This window comes from Halomonas sp. DP1Y21-3 (assembly GCF_019801245.1).
Lineage (GTDB): Bacteria > Pseudomonadota > Gammaproteobacteria > Pseudomonadales > Halomonadaceae > Halomonas > Halomonas litopenaei.
In genome coordinates this window covers 488,169-514,952 of the sequence record NZ_JAHVJM010000002.1, presented here as the reverse complement: position 1 = coordinate 514,952, position 26,784 = coordinate 488,169, and the positions used below count along the sequence as shown (strand labels likewise).

At 65.8% G+C, this 26,784-nt stretch carries 18 protein-coding genes and 2 tRNA genes; 14 read left to right on the top strand and 6 right to left on the bottom strand.

Annotation, left to right across the window (positions count from 1 at the left end; translation table 11 throughout):
- Window positions 1–218: 218 nt before the first annotated feature.
- Both KUV74_RS07450 and mltF read right to left on the bottom strand, forming a co-directional pair.
- Window positions 219–2,189 (bottom strand): sensor domain-containing diguanylate cyclase, encoded by a 1,971-nt coding sequence (locus tag KUV74_RS07450; protein WP_222516019.1) that lies wholly within the window; start codon window positions 2,187–2,189, stop codon window positions 219–221.
- A 14-nt stretch (window positions 2,190–2,203) separates the two neighbouring features.
- Window positions 2,204–3,679, bottom strand: a complete 1,476-nt coding sequence (mltF, locus tag KUV74_RS07445; protein ID WP_260425299.1) for a membrane-bound lytic murein transglycosylase MltF — start codon at window positions 3,677–3,679, stop codon at window positions 2,204–2,206.
- 140 nt (window positions 3,680–3,819) lie between these two features.
- Here mltF and purL point away from each other — a divergent pair, with 140 nt between their 5' ends.
- Window positions 3,820–7,737 (top strand): phosphoribosylformylglycinamidine synthase, encoded by a 3,918-nt coding sequence (gene purL / locus KUV74_RS07440; RefSeq protein ID WP_124803364.1) that lies wholly within the window; start codon window positions 3,820–3,822, stop codon window positions 7,735–7,737.
- Window positions 7,738–7,918: 181 nt separating this feature from the next.
- Window positions 7,919–8,722, top strand: coding sequence for a crotonase/enoyl-CoA hydratase family protein (locus KUV74_RS07435; RefSeq protein ID WP_045992008.1), 804 nt, complete (start codon window positions 7,919–7,921; stop codon window positions 8,720–8,722).
- An 81-nt stretch (window positions 8,723–8,803) separates the two neighbouring features.
- On the opposite strand, the gene KUV74_RS07430 is transcribed toward KUV74_RS07435, so the two are convergent.
- Together KUV74_RS07430 and KUV74_RS07425 are read right to left on the bottom strand one after the other, a co-directional pair.
- Window positions 8,804–11,884, bottom strand: coding sequence for an efflux RND transporter permease subunit (locus KUV74_RS07430; protein ID WP_124803362.1), 3,081 nt, complete (start codon window positions 11,882–11,884; stop codon window positions 8,804–8,806).
- A gap of 3 nt (window positions 11,885–11,887) precedes the next feature.
- The gene (locus KUV74_RS07425) at window positions 11,888–13,009 is read right to left on the bottom strand and encodes an efflux RND transporter periplasmic adaptor subunit (protein ID WP_222516018.1); all 1,122 of its coding nucleotides are present in this window, start codon (window positions 13,007–13,009) and stop codon (window positions 11,888–11,890) included.
- A gap of 228 nt (window positions 13,010–13,237) precedes the next feature.
- On the opposite strand from KUV74_RS07425, the gene KUV74_RS07420 reads away from it, so the two are divergent.
- The 7 genes from KUV74_RS07420 to nadA all read left to right on the top strand — a co-directional run bounded on the left by KUV74_RS07420 (window position 13,238) and on the right by nadA (window position 19,968).
- Window positions 13,238–15,079 carry a DEAD/DEAH box helicase gene (locus KUV74_RS07420; protein ID WP_222516017.1) on the top strand — a complete coding sequence of 614 codons (1,842 nt, stop codon included), beginning with the start codon at window positions 13,238–13,240 and terminating at the stop codon, window positions 15,077–15,079.
- A 235-nt stretch (window positions 15,080–15,314) separates the two neighbouring features.
- Window positions 15,315–16,379: a segregation and condensation protein A gene (locus KUV74_RS07415; protein WP_222516139.1), complete on the top strand. Its 1,065-nt coding sequence runs from the start codon at window positions 15,315–15,317 to the stop codon at window positions 16,377–16,379.
- Window positions 16,376–17,338, top strand: coding sequence for an SMC-Scp complex subunit ScpB (scpB, locus tag KUV74_RS07410; RefSeq protein ID WP_222516016.1), 963 nt, complete (start codon window positions 16,376–16,378; stop codon window positions 17,336–17,338). The genes KUV74_RS07415 and scpB overlap by 4 nt, the downstream gene beginning before the upstream one ends.
- Window positions 17,335–18,204 (top strand): 23S rRNA pseudouridine(2605) synthase RluB, encoded by an 870-nt coding sequence (gene rluB / locus KUV74_RS07405; protein ID WP_045991996.1) that lies wholly within the window; start codon window positions 17,335–17,337, stop codon window positions 18,202–18,204. The genes scpB and rluB overlap by 4 nt, the downstream gene beginning before the upstream one ends.
- A gap of 69 nt (window positions 18,205–18,273) precedes the next feature.
- Window positions 18,274–18,349: transfer RNA gene (locus KUV74_RS07400), tRNA-Lys, on the top strand.
- Window positions 18,350–18,390: 41 nt separating this feature from the next.
- A tRNA-Lys gene (locus KUV74_RS07395) sits at window positions 18,391–18,466 on the top strand.
- Between the two features lie 473 nt (window positions 18,467–18,939).
- Window positions 18,940–19,968 (top strand): quinolinate synthase NadA, encoded by a 1,029-nt coding sequence (gene nadA, locus KUV74_RS07390; RefSeq protein WP_045992009.1) that lies wholly within the window; start codon window positions 18,940–18,942, stop codon window positions 19,966–19,968.
- Window positions 19,969–20,166: 198 nt separating this feature from the next.
- Here the strand turns inward: nadA and KUV74_RS07385 are convergent, their stop codons facing one another.
- Window positions 20,167–21,729: a M48 family metalloprotease gene (locus KUV74_RS07385; protein ID WP_261395182.1), complete on the bottom strand. Its 1,563-nt coding sequence runs from the start codon at window positions 21,727–21,729 to the stop codon at window positions 20,167–20,169.
- Between the two features lie 147 nt (window positions 21,730–21,876).
- On the opposite strand from KUV74_RS07385, the gene KUV74_RS07380 reads away from it, so the two are divergent.
- Both KUV74_RS07380 and KUV74_RS07375 read left to right on the top strand, forming a co-directional pair.
- Window positions 21,877–22,119, top strand: a complete 243-nt coding sequence (locus tag KUV74_RS07380) for a sulfurtransferase TusA family protein (protein ID WP_045991997.1) — start codon at window positions 21,877–21,879, stop codon at window positions 22,117–22,119.
- Window positions 22,116–23,237, top strand: a complete 1,122-nt coding sequence (locus tag KUV74_RS07375; RefSeq protein WP_045991998.1) for an AI-2E family transporter — start codon at window positions 22,116–22,118, stop codon at window positions 23,235–23,237. The genes KUV74_RS07380 and KUV74_RS07375 overlap by 4 nt, the downstream gene beginning before the upstream one ends.
- Window positions 23,238–23,331: 94 nt before the next feature.
- Here the strand turns inward: KUV74_RS07375 and KUV74_RS07370 are convergent, their stop codons facing one another.
- The gene (locus tag KUV74_RS07370) at window positions 23,332–23,808 is read right to left on the bottom strand and encodes a peroxiredoxin (protein WP_108449973.1); all 477 of its coding nucleotides are present in this window, start codon (window positions 23,806–23,808) and stop codon (window positions 23,332–23,334) included.
- A gap of 213 nt (window positions 23,809–24,021) precedes the next feature.
- On the opposite strand from KUV74_RS07370, the gene dapA reads away from it, so the two are divergent.
- Genes dapA through KUV74_RS07355 form a run of 3 tightly spaced genes read left to right on the top strand, consistent with a single transcriptional unit; the run spans window position 24,022 to window position 26,729 of the window.
- The gene (gene dapA, locus KUV74_RS07365; protein WP_045992000.1) at window positions 24,022–24,906 is read left to right on the top strand and encodes a 4-hydroxy-tetrahydrodipicolinate synthase; all 885 of its coding nucleotides are present in this window, start codon (window positions 24,022–24,024) and stop codon (window positions 24,904–24,906) included.
- Between the two features lie 60 nt (window positions 24,907–24,966).
- Window positions 24,967–25,932 (top strand): lipoprotein-34, encoded by a 966-nt coding sequence (locus KUV74_RS07360; RefSeq protein WP_222516015.1) that lies wholly within the window; start codon window positions 24,967–24,969, stop codon window positions 25,930–25,932.
- Window positions 25,932–26,729 carry an MBL fold metallo-hydrolase gene (locus KUV74_RS07355; protein ID WP_045992002.1) on the top strand — a complete coding sequence of 266 codons (798 nt, stop codon included), beginning with the start codon at window positions 25,932–25,934 and terminating at the stop codon, window positions 26,727–26,729. Before KUV74_RS07360 ends, KUV74_RS07355 begins: the two co-directional genes overlap by 1 nt.
- Window positions 26,730–26,784 lie beyond the last annotated feature (55 nt).

The window sequence follows — 26,784 nt, the reverse complement described above, 5'->3', positions numbered from 1 at the left end:
GAGGAGCTGGCGGTTGTTGGGCGTTGTGGTCAGCGAAATATTTCGCCGAACCGATCAGCGAGAAGAATAGACGTTCGGGGGATTGTGCTGGAAAATGCGGCCAAGTGGGCGCGGAACCGAGCCTTTCCTGATGTAGATCAAGGACATCGAAGGGGCAGGTGGGTGTCTGGTTGGCGCCGGGTGTTGAGGCCGCGCGCCAGATTCGCGCGAGGCCGAGCTCAGGCGGGTGACGTGCACGCCTCGATGCGATTACGCCCCTGTCGCTTGGCTCGATAAAGTGCCAGGTCCGCGCGATGGAGCAGGTCTTCGGCGATCAGGTCGCCGGCGCCGTGGCTGGCGATGCCGATGCTCACCGTCATGGGGCGCCCATCGGCATGCTCAACGCCGCAGTTCATCACGCTCTGGCGCAGGGATTCGGCGATCTCGACGGCCTCGTCCGCGGCCACCCCGGTCAGCAGGGCCACGAATTCCTCGCCGCCGTAACGGGCCAGCACCACCCCTTCGGGCATCGCCAGGCGTCCCACTCGGGCGAAGCGACGAAGCGCCTCGTCCCCCGCCTGGTGGCCGAGCTGGTCATTGATGCTCTTGAAGTGATCGATGTCACACAGAAGAACGCTCAGCGGGCGGCACTCCTGCTGTTCTCGCAACGTCGACATGAACAGGCGGCGGTTGGGCAGCAGCGTCAGCTCGTCGTGGCCGGCAAGCCACTCCACCTCACGCTGCAGTTCGGTACGATGGCGGACCTCTCGGCGCAGCTCCTCGTTGGAGCGGTACATCGACGAGTGTTGTACCGACATGCGGTGGTGGCCGAATACCACCATGTACAGCAGGTAAGCCAGCAGCAGCCCGATGCTGAGACTGGCCACCGGCTGGCGCGAACGCAGACCCAGCAGGTAGCCGGTGGAGGCGTTCAAGGCGACGGTCAGTTCTTGTTCGTCGAGGGCAAGCAGGCTCAGCGTGGTCCATGGGCCTGGCGACTCGCTGGTCGGCCAGTCGCGGATGGTGTCACCGTCCACGGCAAAGCGCATGCGGATATGCTCACGGTCCAGCAGGGTCTCGGCGTAGAGCTTGTCGGCCAGCACCGGGAGGCTGAGCACCATGGCCGCAGCGCCGGTGACGCGCTGCTGGTCGGGGGAGGTGATCGGCAGGTAGTAGATCATGCCGGGCATCCCCTGCAGCAGTGGCACGACGCCGGTGTGGCCCTCCTGGTTGTCGGAAAGTGCCTTCGCCAGTGCGTCGACGTAGGGGCGGTCCACGTCTAGTGCATTGATGCCGATGATCGCCCGGTTGCTGTCATCGCGTGGGTGGACAAGGCGGATGGTACCGTCGGCTTCGATATAGGCGATGTTGAGAAAGTAGCTGAAGTCCTGGTGGTAAAAGGCGGCCTGGCGCTCCCACTCTTCGGCGCTGGGGGCCTCTTCCAGCAGGCTCCAGAAGCTGGCGAAACGTCTCACTGCCTCCAGGTGGGCCGTTATCTCGGCGCCAAGCTGAGTCGCCAGACGATCCGATTCGCCCTGCAGCTCGTCTTGAAGCTGCTGGTCCACGTACACACGTTGCTGGTTCCAGACGAACAGACTGACCAGCACCAGGGCGAGCGAGGGAATCAGGCTGCGCAGGATGCTGATCCGGGTGTGGCGCCACCCCGAGACCACGCCGACGAACTGGGCGACCAGCAACAGCGCCAGCAACAGCATGCTGGCGGGGGTGCCTGCCAGGTTCTGCGGCGAGCGGATCTCGTCGGTGATCACCAGCAGCGCTTCGGTGACCAGTAACAGCGCCGCCAGCGCCTGCAGCAGCGGGGCGGCCAGGCTCGCCCGGGTGCGTCCCAGCAGCCCGCCAGTCAGCGCCAGCAGGATGAGCAGCTCCATCAAGGGCGGTCGAAGATCGTCGAGGCCCTGGACCCCGGGTAGCCACGATGCCCATTGGTCGAGCGTGACGTAAGAGATCAGGGCTTCGGGCAGCAGGTAGCTGGCTAGGCCCAGCAGCAGGATCGCCAGCACCGGCAACAGACACACGACCGACATCCTCACCCCACGCCAGTACCACATCGCCTGGCCGATGCCGGTCAGCAGCAGCAGGGTCCAGCTGGCGCTGTGGCTCTGATCCTGGATCATCGAGGGATCGACGATCAGTCCTGCCGTGGCCAGCAGGATGACCAGCAGCGTCATGGACAGGGCAATTCGAGACATGAAGGCAAGGTGTCCTAGGGCATGGGGGGCACGAGTTCGAAGATCTCGGCGTCGGCTTGATCGGGCAGGCGGGCATTCAGCTGGTGGAACTGCTGCTGGCTGCGATCGACGTAGTCGAGGATCTCGAGATAGCGGCGAATATTCTGCACATAGATGACCGGTTCGCCACCCCTTGCGTAGCCGTGGCGTGTCTTGCTGTGCCACTGGCTTTCCTGCAACAGGGGCAGCGCCTCACGCACATCACGCCACAGATCCGGGTTGCCACCCCGCATCCGGGCGATGTCACGGGCGTCATACAGATGGCCGAGGCCCACGTTGTAGGCCGCGAGCGCCATGTAGAGGCGGTCCTCACCGGTGATCGACTCGGGCAATCGCTGTTCGACGCTGCGCAGATAGCGTGCGCCGCCCTCGATGCTCTGGGCCGGGTCCAGCCGGTTCGATACTCCGACTTCCTCGGCGGTGGCGTTGGTCAGCATCATCAGCCCACGCACCCCGGTGGGCGACGTCGCCTCCGGGTCCCAGTGGGACTCTTGATAACCCACCGCTGCCAGCAGCTTCCAGTCGAAGTGCTGCGCGCGGGCGGCCTCTCGAAACAGGGCATCAAAGCGGGGCAGGCGCTTGTTGACGTGGTTGATGAAGACCCGGGCGCCAACGTACTCGAGATAGTCGTCATGACCGAAGTAGCGGGCGGTGAGGCGGTCGAGTTCACCGTCTGCGCGAAGCTCGTCGAAGAACGTATTGGCGCGTTCGATCAGCGCCAGACCGTCTTTCCCGGAGAAGGCCCAGGCCATGGTCACCGGCTCGCCGATGTCGAAGCCGTCTTCCACTTCGGGGAAGAACAGACGATTGAGGCGGAACTGGTGGGCGTACACCACCGCGGCGTCCAGCTCGCCATCCTCGATGCGCCTGAGCAGCGAGGCGATCTCCAGGTCTTCCGCTTCCTTCCAGCTGAGGCGAGGGTGCTCGCGCTGCAATTCGTGCATGACGCGGCTGATGCCGGTGCCCTTGGCGATGCCGATGTTCCAGTCCTTGAGGTCATCGAGCGCCTTGGGCGGCTGCAGTCCTCGGCGATACACCACCATCGGCTGCATCGACAGGATCGGGCGCGAAAACACCAGGCCTTCCGCCAGCGGATCCAGCGGCAGGGCGGCCGCACCGAGGTCGCCCTGGTGGCGCACCGCGTCGAGCACGCTCTGCACATGGTGGTCATCGCTCAGGTTCAGGCTGACCCCGAGGCGGTCGGCGAAGCGACGCATCAGTTCGTACTCGAAGCCGGTAGGTCCCTGGCGCCCCTCGTAGTAGGTAAAGGGGGTATTGCGGGTGTGCACGGTGATGAAATCACGTGCCAGTACTCGCTCCAGGGCGGCGCTTGAGGAGGGGCCGGGCGGTGTTGGCCAGAGCGCGCACAGCAGGCCCAGGCCACTCGCGGCAAGGATGCGCAGGCGCCGCGCATGACGGAAACCGTCCTTCATCGGGGCAAAATCGCTCATGGTGGAGCGCCCACCTTACCCAGCCCACGGGGCGCTGTCATCCGCATCGATTTCTCGCACCCGTCGGTTTCCAGTATCATATGCCGTCTCGCCCGCCGCGGCCCCCTTCTTTTATCGCTGATCTTCAGAGGCTCCTGGATATGCTCGAACTGCGCGGAGCGCCCGCCCTGTCCACCTTCCGTCACGCCAAGCTGCTGGCTCAACTGCGTGTGTCCGTCCCCGAGATCGAGGCGCTGCACGCCGAGTATGTGCACTTTGCCGATCTGGAGCGGGAGCTCGATGCCACCGAACTGAGCCTGCTCGAGCGCCTGCTCGACTACGGGCCGGCACAGCAGGATAGCGATGTGGAGGGGCTTGCGTTGCTGGTGGTGCCACGTATCGGCACCCAGTCTCCCTGGTCATCCAAGGCTACCGACATTGCCCACAACTGCGGTTTGACCCAGATCAACCGCCTGGAGCGCGGCATCCTCTATCGCATCAAGGTGCGCGGTACGCTGAAGGAAGCCCACTTCGACGCCATCGTCGCCGGCCTGCATGACCGCATGACCGAGACGGTGCTGCGAGACAGCTCCGACGCCGCCACCCTGTTCGCCCACCATGAGCCGGCGCCGCTGGGCCAGGTGGGCGTGCTCGAGGGTGGCCGTACTGCGCTTGAGGTCGCCAATCGCGAGCTGGGGCTTGCCCTGGCCGAGGACGAGATCGACTACCTGGTCGAGGCGTTTGTCGAGCTGGGCCGCAACCCCAGCGACGTCGAGCTGATGATGTTCGCCCAGGCCAACTCCGAGCACTGCCGCCACAAGATCTTCAACGCCGACTGGGTCATCGACGGCGAGGCCCAGAGCCACTCGCTGTTCAAGATGATCAAGAACACCTTTGAGGCCTCACCGGACGGCATCCTGTCGGCCTACAGCGACAACGCTGCGGTGATCAAGGGCAGCGAGGCGCGTCGCTTCTTCGCCACCCCGCTGACCGGTCGTGACGGTGAGCGCGCCAGCTACGGCGGTGAGGTGGAACCGATCCACATCCTGACCAAGGTCGAGACCCACAACCACCCGACCGCCATCGCACCGCATCCCGGCGCGGCGACCGGTGCCGGCGGCGAGATCCGCGACGAAGGCGCCACCGGCATCGGCGGCAAGCCCAAGGCGGGGCTGACCGGCTTTACCGTGTCCAACCTGCGTATCCCCGAGTTCGTGCAGCCCTGGGAGGCGTTCGACTACGGCAAGCCCGAGCGCATCGTCAACGCCCTGGAGATCATGCTCGAGGGCCCCATCGGCGGCGCCGCCTTCAACAACGAATTTGGCCGTCCCAACCTCACCGGCTACTTCCGTACCTACGAGCAGGACGCCCTCGGTGCCAGCGGCATCGAGCGTCGCGGCTACCACAAGCCGATCATGATAGCCGGCGGCTACGGCAACATCCGCGAGCAGCACGTGGCCAAGGGCGAGATCCCGGTGGGCGGCAAGCTGATCGTGATGGGTGGCCCGGCGATGTTGATCGGGCTCGGCGGCGGTGCAGCGTCGTCGATGGCCTCCGGCTCGTCGAGCTTCGATCTCGACTTCGCTTCTGTTCAGCGCGACAACCCCGAGATCGAGCGGCGTGCCCAGGAGGTCATCGACCGCTGCTGGGCGCTGGGTGACGACAACCCCATCTGCTTTATCCATGACGTAGGCGCCGGTGGTCTGTCCAACGCCTTGCCGGAACTGGTCAAGGACGGCGATCGTGGTGGTCTGTTCAGCCTGCGCGAGGTGCCCAACGCCGAGCCCGGCATGAGCCCGCTGGAGATCTGGTGCAACGAGGCCCAGGAGCGCTACGTGCTGGCGGTGGCACCTGCGGATCTCGAGACCTTCGACGCCCTGTGCCGGCGCGAACGCTGCCCTTACGCGGTGGTCGGCGAGGCCACCGCAGAGCACCACCTGGCGGTGGTGGACGGCCACTTCGACACCCGTCCAGTGGACCTGCCGATGAGCGTGCTGTTCGGCAAGCCACCCAAGATGCAGCGTGAGTTTGAGCGTGCGCCGCTGGAGCTGCCCGGTGTGATGCTCGACAACCTGGACCTGCGCGAGGCGCTGGATCGGGTGCTGCGTCTGCCCACCGTGGCCTCCAAGAGCTTCCTGATCACCATCGGCGACCGCTCGATCACCGGCCAGGTCGCGCGTGACCAGATGGTCGGTCCCTGGCAGGTGCCGGTGGCCGACGTGGCGGTGACCACGGCAAGCTTCGATACCCACGCCGGTGAGGCCATGGCCATGGGCGAGCGCTCGCCGGTGGCGCTGATCGACCCCGCCGCCAGCGCACGCCTGGCGGTGGCCGAGTCGATCACCAACCTGGCCGCTGCCCCGATCGCCCAGCTTGGCGACATCAAGATGTCGGCCAACTGGATGAGCGCGGCGGACCATGAAGGCGAGAACCAGGCGCTGTATGACGCCGTGCACGCCGTCGGCATGGAGCTGTGCCCGGCGCTGGGCATCGCGGTGCCGGTGGGCAAGGACTCCATGTCCATGCGCACCGCCTGGGAGCAGGACGGTGAGCAGAAGGCGGTGACCTCGCCGCTGACCCTGGCGATCACCGGCTTCGCTCCGGTCACCGACGCCATGAAGACGCTGACCCCGCAGATTCGCCTCGACCAGGACGAGAGCGACCTGCTGCTGATCGACCTGGGCGCCGGCAAGAATCGTCTGGGCGGCTCCGCCCTGGCCCAGGTCTACGGTCAGGTCGGCAACGACTGCCCGGACCTGGACGACGCCGAGGACCTCAAGGCGTTCTTCAGCGTCATCCAGGGGCTCAATGCCGACGGTCGACTGCTGGCCTACCACGACCGCAGCGACGGTGGCCTGATCGTCACCCTGTTGGAGATGGCCTTCGCCGGCCGCGCCGGGCTCGAGATCAAGCTCGACTGGTTGATCGACGAGGCCGCCGAGGCGGTGGACGCGCTGTTCAGCGAGGAGTTGGGGGCGGTCATCCAGGTCAGCCGTGAGCACACCGAAGAGGTGCTGGCCCAGTTCGCCGCCGCCGGTATCGAGACCTGCGGCGTCATCGCCCGTCCGCGCTACGACGACCAGATCCGCGTGACCCTGTTCGAGGAGCCGTTGCTGGAGACCACCCGGCAGCTGACCCAGCGCACCTGGAGCGAGACCAGCTACCGCCTGCAGGCCCTGCGCGACAACCCCGAGTGCGCCAAGAACGAGTTCGACAACCTGCTCGACACCCGTGACCCGGGCCTGAGTGCCAGCCCGACCTTCGACGTCGACGAGGACATCAGCGCGCCCTTCGTCAACAGCGCACGTCCGCGTGCCGCCATCCTGCGCGAGCAGGGCGTCAATGGTCACCTGGAGATGGCCTGGGCCTTCGACAAGGCCGGCTTCGAGGCGGTCGACGTGCACATGAGCGACCTGCTCGAGGGACGTGTCGGTCTCGACGAGTTCAAGGGGCTGGCCGCCTGCGGTGGCTTCTCCTACGGTGACGTGCTCGGCGCCGGCGGTGGCTGGGCCAAGTCGGTGCTGTTCAACCCCCGTGCCCGCGAGCAGTTCGCCGACTTCTTCGCGCGCGAAGATAGCTTCGCACTCGGCGTGTGCAACGGCTGCCAGATGCTGTCCCAGCTCAAGGAGCTGATCCCCGGCGCCGAGAACTGGCCGCGCTTCGTGCGTAACGAGTCCGAGCAGTTCGAGGCCCGAGTGGCCATGGTGCAGGTGGAGAAGACCCCGTCAATCCTGCTGGCCGGCATGGAAGGCTCGCGCCTACCCATCGCCGTGGCCCATGGCGAGGGCCGCGCCGAGTTTCGCGATAGCGCCCACCTGCGCAGCATGCAGGGCTCGGGCCAGGTGGCCCTGCGCTATATCGACAACCACGGCCAGTGCACCACCCGCTATCCGGCCAACCCCAACGGCTCGCCCTCCGGTATCACCGGCCTGACCACGCCGGATGGCCGGGTGACGATCATGATGCCCCACCCGGAGCGGGTGGTGCGTGCCGTCACCAACTCCTGGCGGCCGGCCGAGTGGAGCCAGGACGGCGCCTGGCTCAGGCTGTTCCGCAATGCCCGGGTGTGGCTGGGCTGATCCTCCAGTCCCTCCAGTCCCTCCAGACCCACGACAACGCCGCCTGCGGGCGGCGTTGTCGTATCCAGGAGCTAGCCAGGTGTTGTATCGAGCGGCGTCAGGTGCCAAGTTGAAGTTCCCGCTTTCGCAGTTTCGCCTCTTTATCGATCACCTGACCGGCCACCTTATCGACGGAGCTTCCATGTCCTCATCCACCCAGCGCAGTTTTCATGACCGCTTGAGCGTCTCCCTGATCGACCATGTGGCACGGGTACATCTCGAGCGGCCCGATCGCCACAACGCCATGGATCCGCCGATGATCGACGCCCTGCTCGAGGTTCAGCGTTGGCTCGGCGAGCGGGTGGGCCTGCGCGCCGTGGTGCTTACCGGCGAGGGCGAGAGCTTCTGCTCGGGACTGGACGTGGCCTCGGTGGTGGCAAGCCCCGAGCGCGTGGCCTGGCTGCTGACGCCGGACGCCAGTGGGGTCAATCCGGCCCAGCGCCTGGCGCTTGGCTGGCGTGACCTGGGGGCGCCGGTGGTAGCGGCGCTGCATGGTCACGTCTTTGGCGCCGGCCTGCAGATGGCGCTGGGTGCCGATCTGCGTATCGTCCACCCGGAAGCGACGCTGGCGCTGCCGGAGATCGAGTGGGGGCTGATGTCGGATATGGCGGTCAGCGTCACCGCTGCCGCGCTGCGCCAGGACGTGATTCAGGATCTGATGCTGACCGGCCGTCATCTGGCCGGCGACGAGGCCATGGTGCTGGGGCTCGCCTCGCGGCTGGACGAGGACCCGCGCGAGGCGGCGCTGGAGCTCGCCGTGTCCATGGCCCGGCGCTCGCCCAAGGCGGTGGCCGCGGCGCGTCGGCTGTGGCGAGAGGCGCCACGCCTGGATGAGCGCGGACGCTTGGCCATGGAGGCCGAACTGCAGCGCAACCTGCTGGCCGGGCGCGAGCAGCGAGAAGCGACCCGGGCACGCCTGGACGGGCGCCCACCGCGCTTCGATTGAGCGCCGGCGGCCTATGCCGCAAGCCAACGACAAGGCCCTCGCGGGTATCGCCCGCGAGGGCCTTGTCTTGCAGTCACCTTCCTATAGGGGGCAGGTTCCGGTAGGCCCCTTGACTGGCGACGGAGGATGGATGCGGAACAGGGTGGCGTAGATCACCGGCAGGATCACCAGGGTCAGCAGGGTGGCCGCACCCAGACCGAACACGATGACCACCGCCATGGAGGCGAAGAAGGCGTCGCCGAACAGCGGGATCATGCCCAGCATGGTGGTGATCGCCGCCATGGACACCGGCCGTACCCGGCTGATGGCGGCGGCCATCACCGCATCGAAGGGCGCCTCGTACAGCGGCATCTGAATCTTGATCTCCTCGACCAGCACGATGGCGTTCTTGAGCACCATGCCGACCAGGCTCAGGGTGCCGAGCAGCGCCATGAAGGTGAAGGGGGCGTTGAAGGTCAGAAGACCGCCGACGATACCGATCACGGTCAAGGGCACGATGGCCCAGATCGCCAGCGACTGGCGCAGGTTGCCGAACAGCAGCATGGTCAGGATGAACATGCCGAGGATGCCCAGCGGCAACAACTTGAACAGCGCCTTCTTGGCGTCACGCGAGGTCTCGTCCTCGCCGCCCCAGCCCAGGTGGTAGCCCTCGGGGAGATCGATGGCCTCGATCTGGGGCTTGAGCCGCGCAAGGATGTTGGCCGCCGTCTCGCCGGACAGCGGTAGCGGCTCGGCGTAGACCGCGAGCATGCGCTGACGGTCGCGACGCTTGATCAGCGGATCATGCAGCTGGGTCTCGAGCGGCCCCAGCACACTGCCGGCGCTGATGTAGGTCTGCTGCTCGGCGCTCCAGACGTTGAGGCTGGCGATGTCGTTGAGGCCGTAGCGCTCTTGCCGTTCATCGCGCAGCACGATGGGGATCAGGTCGGAGCCCTCGCGGTAGACGCCGGCCATCTGGCCGTCGTTGTGGATCAGCAACGCCTGGTGCAGCGCCTGGCGGGTGACGCCGACGCGCCGCGCCTGCTGCTCGAGAAACTCAGGCGTCAGCTCCTCCACCCGATTGCCCCAGGACAGGCGGATGCTGTCGACGAAGGGCTCGGCGCGGAACACCTCGCTGACCTCGGTGGCGAGCTTGCGCAGGGTGTCCGGGTCCGGGCCGTACAGGCGCGCCTCCAGGCTGGCCTTGGCCGCAGGACCGACCTGCAGCGCCTGGACCTTGTACTGCACCTCGGGATAGTCATCGCGCAGCAGGGTGATGATCTCGGCCATACGGCTTGCTCGGCTGTCGAGATCCTCGGTCTCCACGATCAGCTGGCTATAGCTCGCGTAGCGGTCCTCGGGTGAGTAGGTCAGGGTGAAGCGCTGGGCGCCGCCGCCGATCACGCTGGTCACGTGGGTGACCTGGTCCATCGTCGCCACCTGGGCCTCCAGGCGCGAGGCCACCCGCTCGCTCTCGAGAATGTCGGTGCCCTCCGGCATCCACACATCGACGAAGAACAGCGGTGTGGTGGAATCCGGGAAGAAGGCGTTCTTGATGTTGGAGGACAGCGCGAAGGCGCCGACCAGCAGGCCCACGCAGACCGCGATGGTCAGCCAGCGAAAGCGAATGCCCTTGTCGACCAGCCAGCCGAACAGCTGGAAGATCACTCCCTTGTAGGGATCCTCGTGACTGTCGCCGTCGCCTATCTCACGATCCTTGAAGAAGATGTCGAAGAAGAAGGGGGTCAGGGTCAGGGCGGTGATCCAGCTCAACAGCAGCGAATAGAACAGCACCCAGAACAGCGAGCCCACCAGTTCGCCGGTGGCGTCCGGCGACAGGCCGATGGGGGCGAAGGCGGTGATGGCGATGGCGGTGGCGCCGAGCAGCGGCAGCCAGTTCTGGCCGGCCACCTCCTTGGCCGCCTCGAGCTTGCTCTTGCCCTTGCCAAGGCCGATCAGCATGCCCTCGGTGACCACGATGGCGTTGTCCACCAGCATGCCCAGGGCAATGATCAGGGCCCCCAACGAGACCTTCTGCAACTGCAGGCCGTGGGCGGCCATCAGCATCAGCGTGCCGAGGATGGTGATCGACAGGATCAGCCCCATCAGAAGGCCGGAGCGCAGGCCCATGAACACCAGCAGCACCACGATGACGATGCCCACCGACTCCATCAGGTTGATGACGAAGCCGGACACCGCCTCCTTGACCACCTGGGGCTGGTGGTAGACCGGGGTCAGCTGCATGCCCAGCGGCAGGCGGGATTCCAGTTCGGCCAGGCGGGCGTCCACCGCCTCGCCGACCTTGACCACGTTGACCCCGGACACGAACGACAGGCCAAGCGAGATCGCCGGCTTGCCGTCGGCATGGTAGAGCTGACCGGGACGGTCGGTGAGCGCGCGCGTCACCGTGGCGATGTCGCCCAGGTGCACCGGGTTGGCGCCGGGGCGACCGACGATCAGGTCCTCCAGCGCCTCGACGCTTCTGAATTCACCGCTGGGCTGCAGCGAGATGATCTTGCCGTGTCGACGCACGCTGCCGGCGTCGGCTACCGCGTTCTGGGCGTTGAGCAGGCCGATCAGTGCATCCGGGGGAATGTTCAGAGCCTGCATGCGCTCGCGGTTGAGCGAGATGGTCACCTGCTCCGGGCGATCGCCGGCGATCACCACCTTCTTGACGCCCTCGATCAGGCGCAGTTCGCGCTGCAGGAAGTCGGCCTGATTCTTCAGGTCGTAAAGGCTGTAGTCATCGCCGGACAGGTTGAACAGCAGACCGTAGACGTCGCTGAAGTCGTCCACCACCAGCGACTCCGAGGTGCCGGGGGGCAGGCCCGCCTGGGCGTCGCCGATCTTGCGCCGAAGCAGGTCCCAGTACTGGGGCAGGGCAGTGCCCTGGACGTCGGTGTCGAGCTCCACGGTGATCTGGGAGAGCCCGGCGCTGTTCACCGAGCTGACCCGCTTGAGGTTGGGAATCTCCTGGATCGCCTTTTCCAGGCGCAGTGTCACCTCTTCCTCGACCTGCTGCGGGTTGGCGCCGGGGTAGGCGGTGCTGACCAGCGCCATGCGGATGGTGAAGTCGGGAAACTCCAGCTGCCCCAGGCCGAGAAAGGAGACGATACCGCCCACCGACAACAGGATCGTGACCATCCAGCTGATGGTCTTGTTGCGCAGAAAATAGCCGACCATGACCTAGAGCCCCTCTTCCTGGGTCCAGGCGGTGACGCGAAGACCTTGGCGCATCAGATGGGCGCCGGCGCCGACCAGTCGATCGCCGGCCGCCAGATCGCCGGCGATGAAGATGCCGTCGTCGCTGGCGGTGCGGACCTCTACCGGTACCGCTTCCACCTTGCCCGAGGCTTCGTCGTCGGCGATATAGCGCCACACCACCGTGGCCTCGGGGTCGTCCTCTAGCGTGACCACGGTGCCCAGCGGCACCCGCCACAGGCCGTCGCTTTCGCCGGTCAGGGCGTTGAGGTCCATCGATACCACGGCGCTCATGCCGGCCAGCACGTAGACGTCGTCCGGCGTCGGCAGGGTCAGGGTGACGGTGTAGCTGAGGGTGCCGCTGGAGGCGCGGGTATCGTGCTCCTTGTAGCGCGCGGGGAAACGACGCTCGTCATCGCCGAAGCGCACCCAGGCGACGCTGTCGGCCTTCTCGAGGGCGGCACGCACGCGTTCCAGATCGAGCTGGCGGATCTGCTGTTCGGGCAGGTCGAAGGTCACGTCGATATTGCCGGGCTGCTGCAGCACTGCGATGGTCTGCTGGGGGGCCACCACCTGGAAATTGTCCACCGGCACGCTGGCGATGACGCCGTCGAAGGGCGCCTTGAGCTCGGTGTAGCCGAGCTGGTCCTTGGCCAGGTCGAACTGGGCCTGGGCCGACAGGAAGGCCGCCCGGGCTTCATCGAAGGCGGCGCGGCTGATGGCGCCTTTTTCCAGCGATATCTGCATGCGGCGGTAGGTCGCCAGCGCCAGGTCGTAGCTTGACTGGGCGTTGGACAAGGCGTTGCGGGCGTCGCGGTCGTCGAGCAGGGCGATACGCTCGCCACTGGTGACCGCCTGGCCGGCCTGGATGTTCAGCTCCTTGAGTTCCCCGCCGATGCGAAAGGCCAGGTCGGTGCGTTCGGAGGCCTCGACCACACCGGGGTAGCGAGTCAGGGACCGATTGCCCATCTCGTCCAGGGTGAGCAGCTTGACCGGGCGGGTGACCTGCTTGGCCAGGGGCGGATCTCCCTCGGAGCAGCCCTGCAGCAGGGGCAGACCGGCAAAGACGAGCAGGGAGGCCATCTGACAGAGTTGGCGAAGCGACATGGCTGAGTCCTTGAAGACGGAGCCGCTTGACGTGCGGCGTGACTCGCCGAGGCCGGTGCCCCAGGGCTACCCGGAGGGTGGGGAGGGTCCGGCCCTGTTGTGGAGCATCGAGCGCTTGGCGTAGAGTGCGTCGGTTCGACGCGCAGGCGCCTATGCTACTGGCGCCGAGTGCACGCTGATGTGCCCTGGATCAATATTTGCCGAACCCTGCAGAGGAAAGGCGTCGTCATGCCCCAGACCGAGTCCCGGCTCCTGCCATCGTCGCCTCCCGCCTCCGTCAGGCCAGAACTGCGGCCCTATCAGCGTGAGGCGGTGAAACGCGTCATCGGGCACTTTCGTCAGTCCGATGAGCCCGCGGTGGTGGTGTTGCCCACCGGCAGCGGCAAGTCACTGGTCATCGCCGAACTGGCCCGCCTGGCCCGAGGGCGGGTGCTGGTGCTGGCCCACGTGCGTGAGCTGGTCGAGCAGAATCATGCCAAGTACCTGGCCTACGGCCTCGAGGCGGACATCTTCAGCGCCGGACTCGGGCGCAAGGAGAGCGCTCGCCAGGTGGTGTTCGGCTCGGTGCAGTCGGTGGTTCGCCACCTGGACGCGGTAAGCGACGAGCAGAACGCCCATGGCCCCTTCACCCTGCTGGTGATCGACGAGTGTCACCGGGTATCGCTGGACGCGGACTCCTCCTATCGGCGGGTCATCGACCATCTGCGTTCTCGCAATCCCTCGCTCAAGGTGCTGGGATTGACCGCGACCCCCTATCGGCTGGGCCAGGGCTTCATCTACCACCGCCACCACCACGGCATGGTGCGCGGTGACGCGGACAGCTTCTTTGGCGACTGCGTGTTCGAGCAGCCGCTGCGGCTGATGGTGCGCCAGGGCTACCTGGCAAGCCCGCTCAAGGTGGATGCGGCGGTGGCCCGCTACGACTTCTCGCAACTGGCGCCGGGAACCGGCGGGCTATATCGCGAGGAAGAGCTCAATCGCGTGGTGGCCGGGCACCGGGCCACGCCAGGCATCATCGCCGAGGTGATCGAGCGGGCGCGGGAGCGTGAGGGTGTCATGCTGTTTGCGGCAAGCGTGGCCCACGCCGAGGAGATCCTCGGCTATCTGCCGGCACAGGCCTCGGCACTGATCACCGGCGATACCGACAGCGACGAGCGCACCCGGCTGATCGAGGACTTCAAGGCGAAACGGCTCAAGTACCTGGTCAACGTCTCGGTGCTGACCACCGGCTTCGATGCGCCCCATGTGGACCTGATCGCGATCCTCAGGCCCACCGAGTCCGTCGGCCTGTACCAGCAGATCGTCGGGCGGGGGCTCAGGCTCTCGCCCGGCAAGCGCGACTGTCTGATCCTCGACTACGCCGGCAACCCCTGGGACCTGTATGCGCCGGAGGTGGGCAGCCCGCGGCCGGACAGCGACAGCGAGCCGGTGCAGGTGCCCTGTCCGCTGTGTGGCCACGCCAACCTGTTCTGGGGCAAGCGCGACGGCGAGCTGGTGATCGAACACTTCGGCCGTCGCTGCCAGGGCCTGGTCGACGCCGAAGGCAGGGCGCTGGCCGCCGCCGAGCCAGGGGCGCGCCAGTGCGACTTTCGTTTTCGTTTCAAGACCTGCGGCGACTGCGGCGCCGAGAACGATATCGCCGCCCGACGCTGCCATGGGTGCCAGACGCTGCTGGTGGACGCCGATGACAAGCTGCGCGAGGCCTTGAAGCTCAAGGACGCCAGGGTACTGCGGGTCAGCGGCATGCTGCTCGAGCCCACCGTCAATGGGCGGGGGCTGCCGCGGCTCAAGGTCACCTACCATGATGAGGATGGCGCCACCCTGGCCGAGTGGTTCGCACTGGAGACGCCCGCCCAGCGGCGGGCCTTCGAGGCGGTGTTTCTGCGTGATCACGCCCGGGCGCCCGGTGTGCCCTGGTCGCCGACGTCACCCGATCAGGTATGTCGCGAGCAGCAAAGACTCAGGGCCCCGGATTTCGTGGTCGGGCGCAAGGTGGGGCGTCACTGGCAGGTGCGTGAAAAGCTGTTCGACTACCGCGGCCGCTATCGCACTGCCGACAGCGCCGACTGAAGCGCCGCCTGACGCACCGACTGGGCCTCGCTGATTTAGCCAGATCGCGCGGAGCTTGATAGACTGGGGGATTGGTGGCGCCTCGGTCCAAGCGGCCGCATCCTCCCTTGTTCATCGTAACCACTACCATGGCAACCCAGGTCCCCCACGCGTGAGCGACTCGCCGACGACACAACAACCCCAGGGTGGGACTGACGAGGAAGGTGCAGCGACTCGGCCTGACACCGAGGGCGATTTGCAGGCCCAGGCCGGTGCTGCCCCTCACGCCGAGGTCGAAGCCCACGCCCAGGTGCTGGGACGCCTGTTCGATGAGCCGATCACCGAGCTGCCCGAGGATCTGTACATTCCCCCGGAGGCGCTCAGGGTCTTTCTCGAGACCTTCGAGGGACCGCTTGACCTGCTGCTCTATCTGATTCGCCGGCAGAATCTGGATATCCTGTCGATCAATGTGGCCGCCATCACCCACCAGTACATCGAGTACGTGGAACTGATGAAGGCCATGGAAATCGAACTGGCCGGCGAGTACCTGCTGATGGCGGCGATGCTGGCCGAGATCAAGTCGCGCACCCTGCTGCCGCGTCCGCCCAGAAGCGAAGACGGTGACGAGGATGAAGACCCCCGCGCCGAGCTGATTCGCCGCCTGCAGGAGTACGAGCGGCTGAAGCTCGCGGCCGAGGCCCTGGCGGAGTTGCCCCGGGTTGGACGTGACTGGTTTCCTGCCCGGGCGGCGCTGCCCCCGGTGGAGGCCCGGGTCATCCACCCGGACGTCGAGCTCGATGAATTGCTTGGCGCACTGGCCGGCATTCTGCGCCGGGCCGAACTCAACCAGGCCCACCAGATCGAAAGTGAAGTGCTGTCGACCCGGGAGCGCATGCTGGCGATCATGGAGCGCCTGACCCATGAGCACTACACCCCCTTCGAGGCGCTGTTCTCGCTTGATGAGGGCAGGGCCGGGGTGGTGGTGACCTTCATGGCGATCCTGGAACTGGCCAAGGAGGCGATGATCGAAATCGTCCAGAATGCGCCGATGTCACCGATCCACGTCAGGGCGAGGTTGGCCGAGGACGGCGACGAAGATCCGTACGAAGGGCTTGAGGACGAGGGCGAGAGCGCCTTCGACGACGAAACCTTCGGCGATACCTTTGGTGATGCCTTGGATGATGCCTTTGATGATAGCGCCGCCGAGGACAGCGCTATTGACGACGAGGCGGGCGACGACAGCGCCTTCGATGATGCTGGTGAACCGGATGGGCGTATCGGTCAGTCGGTTGACAAGACACAGGGAGATGAGCCCGCATGAGCGTGATGGAGACGCCCGATGCGTTGGACGACATCGTAGAGGCGGCGCTGCTGGCCGCCGGCCAACCGCTGGCGCTGGACCGCCTCGAACAGCTGTTCGATGAACACGAGCGCCCGCCGCGACGGGCGCTCAAGGAAGCGCTGGAGCGATTGTCGGAGCGTCACCTGAGAGGCGCCATGGAGCTGATCGAGACCGCCTCCGGGTACCAGCTGCGCATTCGCCCGCGGCTGGCCAACTGGGTCGCCCGGTTGTGGGATGAACGCCCCCAGCGCTATTCCCGGGCGTTGCTGGAGACGCTGGCGCTGATCGCCTATCGTCAGCCGGTGACCCGGGGCGATATCGAGGAGGTCCGCGGGGTCACGGTGAGTGGCTCGATCATGCGCACCCTGCTCGATCGTGGCTGGATTCGCGTGGTAGGGCACCGAGACGTGCCGGGACGCCCGGCGGTGTTCGCCACCACCCGTGGCTTTCTGGACGATTTCGGGCTCAAGACCCTCGACGAACTTCCGCCGATGCACGAGCTCAAGCAGTTCGAGCAGTTCGACACCGAGGACGAGCCACCGCCTCCGCCCTCGGCGCTGCTGGCCCAGGCCGACGAGCCGCTGGACGACGATGGTGAGACCGCCGAGGGTGACACCGTTGAAGGTGAACCCGCTGAAGCTGGAAGCGCTGAAGAGGGAACCGAAAGAGGCGAGACCGAGGAAGGCGAGGCATCATCGCCCGATAAGGATGAAGTGACGGCTTCCCGCGAGGAAGCCGAGACGACGGCGGGCCAAACGCCCGACGTCAATCAACCGACGGCCGGGACGGCCGACGACGAGCACGCCGGGATGGCGTCCGAACGGGCTCGCCTGAGCTTTGCCGATCTGGAAGCCAGGCTGTCCGAACGCGCCCGGGGCCGCGTCGATGATGACGCTGCCTCGGGGGTGGAACCCACAGAGAGTGAGAACGACGAATGACGACCACCAGCGAAAAACTGCAGAAGGTGCTGGCGCGTGCCGGCCTAGGATCCCGCCGGGAGATGGAGGCCGCCATCGCCGATGGCCGGGTCAAGGTCAACGGCAGCGTGGCGACCCTGGGCGACCGAGTGGAGGCCCGTGACCGGGTCAGTTTCGATGACCGACCGATCACCCTGCGCGCCGCCGACGAGGTGCCAAGGCGGGTGATCATGTACAACAAGCCCGAGGGCGAGCTGTGCACGCGCAAGGATCCAGAGGGGCGGCGTACGGTATTCGACCGCCTGCCGCGCCTCAAGGGCGAGCGCTGGATCGCGATTGGCCGCCTGGACATCAACACCAGCGGGCTGTTGCTATTCACCACCGACGGCGAGCTGGCCAACCGGCTGATGCATCCTTCCACCGAGATCGAGCGCGAATACGCGGTGCGAGTCATGGGGGAGGTCAAGCGTGAGCACGTGGTAGCCATGGTCGAAGGCGTGATGCTCGAGGATGGTCCGGCACGCTTCAGCGACGTCCAGGAGTTCGGTGGCGAGGGCATCAACACCTGGTTCCACGTGGTCATCATGGAAGGCCGCAACCGCGAGGTCAGGCGTCTGTGGGAGTCCCAGGGGCTGACCGTCAGTCGCCTCAAACGGGTCCGCTACGGCAACATCTTCCTCGACAAGCGGGCCAAGGCCGGCGAGTGGACCGAGCTTTCTCAGGACGAGGTCGACGACCTGGCCGGACTGGCGGGACTCGAATCGCGCAAGGTGCCTGAGTTGACGCCGGACGAGAAGAATCGCTGGAGCCGCGACAAGAACAAGCGTCGCCCGGTGCACACGATGAAGCGTGGCGGCAAGCCGGATCGCGGCGACAAGAAGCGCTAAAGATACGGTAATCGAAAAAAACACTTGCGTCGAAAGGGGCATATCCGTAATATCTGCACCCGTTCGGAAGGGTCGTTAGCTCAGTTGGTAGAGCAGTTGGCTTTTAACCAATTGGTCGTAGGTTCGAATCCTACACGACCCACCATCCGAACCTGTGCATGGTCAGGACGATGTCCTGTCATGATCGGGTCGTTAGCTCAGTTGGTAGAGCAGTTGGCTTTTAACCAATTGGTCGTAGGTTCGAATCCTACACGACCCACCAGATTCACGGCCCTCGCTGCTTGCAGCGGGGGCCGTTTTTCGTTTGCGCAGTTCGCGGTTGGAGTCGCCGCCGCAGCCACGACGGCGCTGTCAGCCTGAACAGGCTGTTCCTCAAGCGACGCGAGTACGGCGCGCCGAGCCGATGCCATCGTGTCGGCAGGGAGTCGAGAACAGGTATGCCTCAGGCGCAATCTTGCGCCGATGCCATGCGTGGAGACTCGGCATAACCGTCCGCCTGCGTTAAACTGTCAAGTGACTCGCCGCTGCGATAGACGCATGGGCGAGGGAGAGAACCACCGGCAGCGGGTCTGGAGCGGCAGTGACGCCTTTCCAGCGCCGCATCAGGAGTCGCCGCTGGCGCTATCGGCGCCGGGCTCCACGCTCGAGGGTTCTCCTGGCGTGTCGCCGAACGGAGCGTTCGCGGCACTGTCCCATCAGCAGGGGGATCCCCTGTCGATCACAGTGGTAGACACGATGACGATCATGACTTCTCGCGCCGAGATCAGAGAGCATCTCGCGCGCCCGTACTGCCCTACCCGTATTCCCTCGGAAGACGCTGCGCGCGTCGAAGAGATCAAGCGCCTGCTCAAGGCTCACAATGCCGTACTGGTGGCGCACTACTACACCGATGACGCTATCCAGCAGCTGGCCGAAGAGACCGGCGGCTGTGTCGCCGATTCGCTGGAGATGGCGCGCTTCGGTGCACGCCACGAGGCCGATACGCTGGTGGTGGCCGGCGTGCGCTTCATGGGCGAGACCGCCAAGATCCTGTCACCGGAAAAGCGCGTGCTTATGCCGACCCTGGAGGCCACCTGCTCGCTGGACGTGGGTTGCCCGGAGGACGAGTTCGCGGCCTTCTGCGATGCCCATCCGGATCGCACCGTGGTGGTCTATGCCAACACCTCGGCGGCGGTCAAGGCGCGTGCCGACTGGGTCGTTACCTCCTCCATCGCGGTGGACGTCATCGAGCACCTCAAGGCCAGGGGCGAGAAGATCCTGTGGGCCCCGGACAAGCACCTGGGCGGCTATATCCAGAAGCAGACCGGCGCCGACATGCTGCTGTGGGACGGCGCCTGCATCGTCCACGAGGAGTTCAAGGCCAAGGGGGTCGAGGACCTCAAGTCGGTCTATCCGGACGCTGCCGTGCTGGTGCACCCGGAGTCGCCCGAAGCGGTGGTCAGTCTGGCCGACGTCGCCGGTTCCACCTCCCAGTTGATCAAGGCGGCCAAGGAGCTGCCCAACGAGCAGCTGATCGTCGCCACCGATCGCGGCATCTTCTTCAAGATGCAGCAGGCGGTGCCCGACAAGACCCTGTTCGAGGCCCCGACGGCGGGCAATGGCGCGACCTGTCGAAGCTGCGCCCACTGCCCGTGGATGGCGATGAACGCCCTGGACAACCTGGCTGCCGCGCTGCGAGAGGGCAGCGGTGAAATCCAGGTCAGCGACGCCCTGCGGACCCAGGCGCTGAAGCCGCTGACGCGTATGCTGGAGTTTCAGGCCTGAGGCCAGCCGTTACTTTTCCTGGTGACACCCCGCGCTCACGAGCCCACGCCCACGAGCCCACGCCCACGCCCACGAGAGAGTCTCGTGGGCGCTTTTGTTAATGGGCCGAGTCGTCTGTGGGCTGGCCTGAGCGCTGCGTCGCCTGAGCACGGTGTCGTCGCCGCGTCCGTCGCTGTCGGGTTCAGCGGAGCTTCCGGCTCAGCGGAATTTCTCCATGGTCCGGCGGTAGTCGAGGAAGGCGTCCCGACGACGCTGAATGCTTGACCTGGCGTTGAGGTCGCCTTCGCGCTCGGCCATCGCCTCGGCGACTTCCAGCTGGCGAATGGCGCGATCGATCTCACCGGTCAACTGCAGCTGCTCGGCTCTGGCCAGATGGCCCCAGGCTTCGCGGCCACTGCGCCCGGCGGCTTCCGCCAGTAGCCCGAACACGGTGGGGTCCTCGGGACGGCGCTGGGCCAGTTCGTGGAGTTCCCGGTAGGCCGCGTCGGGGTCGCGCTGCAAGAGCGCCTCGCCCAGCAGCTGGCTGGTCGGTGGGTAGCCTGGCATCAGGCGCAACTGACGCCGGGCACGCTCGATGGCCTCGTCGACGCGCCCGCCCTCCAGTGCCACCTGGACGGCGCTGGCGGGTAGCAGGGCGGTATCCGGGTGTGCCCGTGCCAGTCCGTCGAGCGTATTCAGTGCCGAGCCGGTCTGGCCGGCCCGGGCGTCGATCAGCGCCTGCAGATAGCGCTGGGCGTCCGCCGGCGCCTGGTCCTGGCGCATCACCGTCATCGCCTGGCTGGGCGCACGCTCGTGGATCGCCAGCAGTGCCCGGGCACGGATGAACTGGTACTGCAGTTCATCCGGTGCCGAGCCCGTCACCCGGGTCTGGTTGACCCTGGCCTGGGTGTCGCTGATGCGTGATTCGGTGATCGGGTGGGTCAGCAGGAATTCCGGCGGAGTGCCGCCCTGGAGGCTCATCAGGCGTTGCATGGAGCGAAACATGTCGACCATCGCCTGGGGTTCGTAGCCGGCGCTGGCCATGGCCTGCAGGCCGATGCGGTCGGCCTCTTCCTCGTAGCGACGCGAGTAGCGCAGCTGGTCCTGGATCATCGCCGCCTGGCTGCCGGCCAGGGCCGCGATGCCGGCGTCACCGGCGCCGCTGGCGGCCAGGATCAGGCCCGCCAGCATGGTGGCCATGGCCGGCACCTGGGTCTGCTCGGCGCGTGCCTTGCTACGGGCGTAGTGGCGCTGTGACAGGTGGCCCAGCTCGTGGGCCAGTACCGAGGCTACCTCGGCCTCCTGGTCGGCGAAGGCGAACAGGCCGGTGTTGACGCCGACCACGCCGCCGGGGACGGCGAAGGCGTTCAGGGTCTTGTTGTCGACCAGGGTGATGGTGGTGTTGATGCCTCCCAGGTCGCTGTAAGGCACCAGGCGGCCGACCAGCGTCTCCACATAGTGCTGGGCCAATGGGTCGCGCCATTCCGGCACGTGGGCGCGAAACTGGCGTAGCCAGGCACGTCCAAGGCGGGTTTCCTCGCCGCTGATGGCATTGCTGCCGGTGGACATCAGCGATGGCAGGTTCAGCTCCCTCGGCTGATCGAGCAGGGTGCCCTGGTCCAGATACTGGGCCTGTGCCGTGGTGGCGTTCAGGCTCAAGGCAAGCGTCGACGCCAGGGCCAGGCCCGGCATCGGGCGCCAGCGGCCACGATGCCAAGGCGATGCCTGACGGCGTGCCCGCGCGGGGCGAGCGGTGACGGCAAACAGCGTGCGCTTGGGCATCGAAATCCTCGTCGATAGCGTTGGAGGGGGTTGCCTTGGGACATTGATTCAGCCGGAAAAGTGCCTTTAAATCGCAAGGGCTCGCCCCTCGGGGCAACGGCGCTGCGATGTGCAGCGATCCGATATCGCATTCTCTCGGGAGAGATCATGGCAGTGCAACCTGACGATGTGCTAGATGCGTGCGGACTTCCGTGTCCGCTGCCGCTGCTCAAGGCGAAGCAGGCGCTGTCGCGCCTGTCGCCTGGGCAGGTGCTGGAGGTCAGGGCCACCGACGCCGGTTCCTGGCGAGACTTTGAAAGCTTTGCCGAGCACAGCGCCCACGTGCTGGAAGGTCGCGAAGAACGCGACAAGGTCTATGTCTACTGGTTGCGCAAGGCGGGTGATGCATGAGTCTGCGTAGCGTATTTCGCGGCTGGGTCGATCACTACTTCTCCGATGAAGAGGCGGTGCTGCTGCTGGTGTTGCTGGTGGTGGGGCTGGCGGTGGTGATATGGCTCGGCCAGATGCTGGCGCCCTTTCTCACCGCGCTGGTGGTGGCCTTTCTGCTGCAGGGCGCGGTCAACGCCCTGACACGACGCAAGGTGCCACACCTGGTGGCGGTCATGACGGTCTTTCTGGCCTTTGTCGGGGTGCTGCTGGCGTTGGCACTGATCCTGCTGCCGCTGATCTGGAACCAGCTCGCCAGCCTGATCCAGGAAGCGCCGCGGATGTTTGCTGCCGGCCAGCAGATGCTGGACGACCTGCAGATGAGCTACCCCCAGCTGATCACTCCGGACCTGGTCCAGGACTGGATCGCCGTGCTCAGCCGCGAGGCGACCCAATTGAGCCAGCGTGCGCTGACGCTGTCGCTGGCGTCGCTCGGCAATGTGCTGGGACTGCTCATCTACCTGGTGCTGGTGCCGATCCTGGTGCTGTTCATGCTCAAGGACCGTGACCGTCTGGTGGGCTTTACCGTGTCGCTTTTGCCGGCCAAGCGTGACCTGATGACCCGGGTGTGGAAGGAGATGGACTGCCAGATCGCCAACTATGTACGCGGCAAGGCCACCGAGATCGTCATCGTCGGCAGCGTGACCTTCTTCACCTTCGCCTTCTTTGGCCTTCCCTATTCGGCGCTGCTGGCGGTACTGGTGGGTTTTTCGGTGCTGGTGCCCTACATCGGCGCCGCGGTGGCGACACTGCCGGTGGCGGCAGTAGCGGGCTTTCACTTTGGACTGGGGGACCAGTTTCTCTATGTGATCGTCGCCTACGGCGTGATCCAGGCGCTGGACGGCAACGTGCTGGTGCCGGTGCTGTTCTCCGAGGCGGTCAATCTGCACCCGGTGTCGATCATCCTGGCGGTGCTGTTCTTCGGCGGCGTCTGGGGCTTCTGGGGGGTGTTCTTCGCGATCCCGCTGGCGACCCTGTTGAAGGCGCTGGTCTATGCCTGGCCTCGCGGGATCAAGGAGCGCAGCATGGCAAGGTTGCCGCCCCACTCTGACGCAGGTACAGGGACCGGCACCGACGGCTGAGCCCTGCTCTCGAGGCGAAACACAATGCCCGGCCAATGGCCGGGCATTCGTTCTTTGCCGGGGAGGACGAGGCTTGCATCCGTGGGCCGGCGTGTCAGGACTGGGCGTGCAGTTCGCGGGCGGCTTCCAGCACTTCTTCCACGTGGCCCTTGACCTTGACCTTGCGCCACTCCCTGGCCAGGCGACCTTCGCTGTCGATCAGGAAGGTGCTGCGCTCGATACCCAGGTGCTCCTTGCCGTAGAGCTTCTTGAGCTTGATGACGTCGAACAGGCCACACACGGCTTCGTCCTTGTCTGATATCAGCTCGAAATTGAAGCCCTGCTTGGCCTTGAAGTTTTCCTGGGCACGGATGCCGTCACGGGAGACGCCGATGACCACGGTGTTGGCGTCGTCGAAGTCTGCCTTGTGGTCACGAAAGTCGCCGCCCTCGGTGGTACAGCCGGGGGTGCTGGCCTTGGGGTAGAAGTAGATCACCACCTGGCGACCGCGCAGTTGCGACAGGGTGATGGTGTTGTCGCCGGTGGCGCTGGCGCTGAAGTCGGGGACCGGCTCGCCGATGGACACTGTCATGGTGGCTCCAGAATCGCAAAAATAGGCGTCCGATTACACGCAATGACGCTCTTCATGTAAAGACGCGGCTGTACAGGATATGGCCGCCTGAGTACCATTTGTGCTCTGGTCACGACCACGCTTCCCCGGGTCGCGACCCCCTTGGCCACATTCGTTCACCCCGACCGCCATCGTCAGGGTCGCGGGAGGGCAGACAACAGAGGAACAACGAGGATGATCACGGGCAGTATTGTCGCCTTGGCGACACCGATGAAGGCCAACGGCGATATCGACTGGGAAGTGTTGCGCAAACTGGTGAATTTCCACCTCGACAATGGCACAGACGCCATCGTGGCGGCGGGTACCACCGGTGAGCCCACCACCATGACCTTCGCCGAGCACTTCGACGTGATTCGCAGCGTGGTCGAAGAGGTCAATGGCCGCATTCCCGTCATCGCCGGCACCGGCTCCAACAACACCACCGAGGCGGTGGAGCTGACCCGCTACGCCAAGGAAGTGGGGGCCGACTACTGCCTGACCGTGGCGCCTTACTACAACAAGCCGACCCAGGAAGGTTTGTATCAGCATTTCAAGGTGATCGCCGAGACCAGTGATCTGCCGGTGATCCTGTACAACGTGCCGGGACGCACCTGTTCGGACATCTACAACGAGACCGTGCTGCGTCTGGCCGAGGTCGACAACATCATCGGCCTCAAGGATGCCACCGGCAACCTGGAGCGCGCCGAGGACCTGATCGAACGTCTCAAGGGCAGCGACTTCATGCTCTACTCCGGCGATGACGCCACCGCCTGCGACTTCATGCTGATGGGCGGTCATGGCGATATCTCGGTGACCGCCAATGTGGCGCCGAAGGCCATGCACGAGTTGTGCGCCGCCGCCGTGGCCGGTGAAAGCGACAAGGCTCACCAGATCAACACCCGGCTTCTGCCCCTGCATACCAACCTGGGCATCGAGGCCAATCCTATCCCCGTCAAGTGGGCGCTCAACCGCATGGGTATCATCGAGCCCGGCATCCGCCTGCCGTTGACCTGGCTGAGCGAGAAGTATCACTCCACCATCAGCGAAGCCCTGCAGCTGGCAGGACTGATCGAGGACTGACGCCTGAACCGTGCCTCCGGTCGTGATGTCGTGGACCCAATTTTCAATCAAGGTGGATGCATGAATTCTGCGCTTAAAGGACTGCCGCTGGCGATGATCGCGGCCCTGACCCTGGCCGGCTGTGCCAAGGACGGTCACTATCACGATCGCAACGAGGATTACGCGGGCGCCCGTCAGGCGGCTCCGCTGACCCTCCCCGGCAGCCGCGACCAGAGCCGCTATCGCGATATCATGCCGGTGCCTCAGGCTCGCGGGGACTTCTACGCCCGCGAGGGGGACTTCGCCGCGCCCTTGCCCCAGACGCTGTCTGCCAGCACCGCGGTGGCCGCCGGTGACGTGGCGGTGCGCGAGACCGACGCCGATCGCTGGCTGGTGGTAGGGGCCGCGCCCGCGGTGGTGTGGCCGGAGCTCGAGCGCTTCGTCGAACAGCGCGGGCTGGAGATCACCCGCAGCGACAGCGCCAGCGGTGTCATCGAGACCTCCGACGCCAGCCTGGTACTGCGCCAGGGTCTCAGGTCGGGCACCAGTGAGGTGCGCTGTGATACCGCGGGCCAGCTCAACCGGCTGTGCCTGAACTCTCTGCAGCGTCACTTTGAAGCGCGTAGCGCCTCGGCCAGCATCGCCTCGGCGTCGGCCCAGCAGGCCCCCGAAGCCGACAGCGTCCGCTTCGAGCCTCGCGGCGATGACTGGGTGATGGTGATGCCCTTCGACATCGAGCGGGCCTACGCCGAGCTCGCCTTCCAGCTCGAGAACAACTTCGAGATGGAAGATCGCCGCGAGCTGGTCTCCGTGGATGAAAGCGGCAAGCGCTTCGTGATCGATTACATCACCGAGAGCGAGCGTACCCGTGGCTTCATCGACTCCTTGACCTCGATGGATCTGCTTGAGTCGATGCAACGCATCGAGCTCAGGTTGTCGCCCCAGGGCCGGGAAACCCTGATGGAGGCACGTAGCGCCGACGACGAGCCGCTTTCCGGCGATGACCAGCGTGAGCTGCTGCAGCGCATGGAGGGCTTGCTGCGCTGATGAGCGTCGGGCATGCCAATGGTTCCCGGGGAGGCTTGCGTTTCGCCTCCCTGGGCAGCGGAAGCAAGGGCAACGCCACCCTGGTCAGCGACGGCGAGTCGATGTTGCTGGTGGACTGCGGTTTCGGTCTCAAGGAGGCAGAACGCCGGCTGGCGCGGCTGGGTGTCCATCCGCGTCAGCTCGATGCCTTGCTGGTCACCCACGAACATGGCGACCATGTGCGTGGCATCGGACCCCTGGCCCGTCGCTATGACCTGCCGGTACACCTGACCCCGGGCACCTGGCTATCCGGCAAGCTCGGCCGGCTGCCCCGGACCCACTGGATCACCCCTCAGTCGCGCTTTGCCATCAAGGGACTCGACGTCGACGCCATCACGGTGCCCCACGACGCCCGAGAGCCGGTGCAGTTTCGTATCGCCGCAGGTGACAGGAAGCTGGGGCTGCTGACCGACCTGGGCCACCCCAGCGAACACGTGCGCCAGGCCTTCCGTGGCTGCGATGCCCTCGTGCTCGAGTGCAATCATGACGTGCGCATGCTGGCTGAAGGCCCCTATCCGCCCAGTCTCAAGCGTCGCGTCGGCGGACGTTGGGGGCACCTGGCCAATGGCCAGGCTGCGGCGCTGTTGACCGAACTGGGGCTGGATCGGCTGCAGCGTATCGTCTGCTCCCACCTGTCGGAGCATAATAACCGCCCCGAACTCGCTCTGGAGGCATTGACGCCTCTGCTGGATGGCGACGAGACCCGCCTGACCGTGGCTGCCCAGGATGACGGCCTGGATTGGCAAGCGATTCACTGATTCAGGACCCTGGTCCTGCTTGAACCCCTTTTTTTGATTTGCCTGTGGAGGCACC